Origin of the sequence: Imperialibacter sp. EC-SDR9 (genome assembly GCF_902498805.1) — a bacterium.
Classification (GTDB): Bacteria; Bacteroidota; Bacteroidia; order Cytophagales; family Cyclobacteriaceae; genus Imperialibacter.
This window is the reverse complement of the sequence record NZ_LR701634.1, coordinates 1-1,095: the sequence shown is the minus strand read 5'-3', so window position 1 is coordinate 1,095 and position 1,095 is coordinate 1. Positions and strand designations below refer to the sequence as shown.

Sequence of the window (1,095 nt, the reverse complement as noted above, 5' to 3'; positions counted from 1 at the left end):
GTCAGTGACCTGAACCCAATAGTTGCCTTGCTCCACAAAGCTAAGAACCGAAGTACGAATTCCTGATTCATCAATATCCATTGTAGAGCCATTGATAACCATGGCATCTGCCAGAGCGGTACTCGCACCAACATTACCAGTTGGGCCTTTGTACCATTGGAAAGTATAGTTGTCATCAGCGTCTCCGGTGACAGTTGCTGTTAACTGACCGTCTGCCTCAAGAGCGCCAAAATTAGGATCACAAATGGTGTTAGCCTGATCTTGTACAATGGCTACAGTAGGAGCGGTTCCATTATCCAACACTTCAAGTTGCACAGCAGGAGACACACATCCGGGAGCGATGACACCGCCTGTAAATTGGGCAGTTACATAGTAAGTTCCAGGAGCCAAAGAAGTGAAAGTAGGAGCAGCGCCAGTAATAGTTAATGTATTTGCATTAACGGTCAGGGCAGCATTGTCATACACGTTGTAGGTAAGGTTGGCATCACTAAGGCCAGCTGCGGTGATAGTTGTGGCTCCATCTTCTACTGAAGTATATGTAAGTTCAGTGACATCAATGATGCCGTTGTCCGGCGTACAATCAGCTACGTCAGTTACTGCAGTATTGGAAATAGTAAGCTCATAAGGATCATCGAGCACTTCTACCACGATTTGGTCTGAGCAGCCGACGCCATCGGCAGCAGTTCCTGAAGCAGTGACCACTATGGTATAGAAACCAGCACTAAGTCCTGTGATTTCATCGCCACCACCGTTGCCTGTTCCGGCTACACCTGCAATAGGGCCATTGCCTGGGGAGCCTTCAGCCAGCGTGAAAGGATCAGTCACACCTACACCCTGATACCAGTCGAAAGTGTAGTTTGATTCGTCGAGATCAGGCGCAGTTACTTCCAGCTGAATAGTACCGTTTCCACCAGTGCAGAAGTTGTCGGCAGTAACACTTACCAGGTTGATGGTAGGCTCAGTACCATCCTGACCGACAGTAACCTGATATGTTGTGGATACACAACCAGTTGTTTCGTCGGTGATAGTGATATCGTAAGTATCAGGCTCAAGGTTGCTGATTGTTTCAGGATCAGTCGACAGCGCCAAAGCAGC

1 protein-coding gene is annotated in these 1,095 nt (G+C 48.1%); it reads right to left on the bottom strand.

The genetic code is table 11. The features are described 5' to 3' along the window. The coding region (locus tag GC130_RS28745) for a hypothetical protein (RefSeq protein WP_193218013.1) at positions 1 to 1,095 on the bottom strand (1,095 nt) is incomplete at both ends.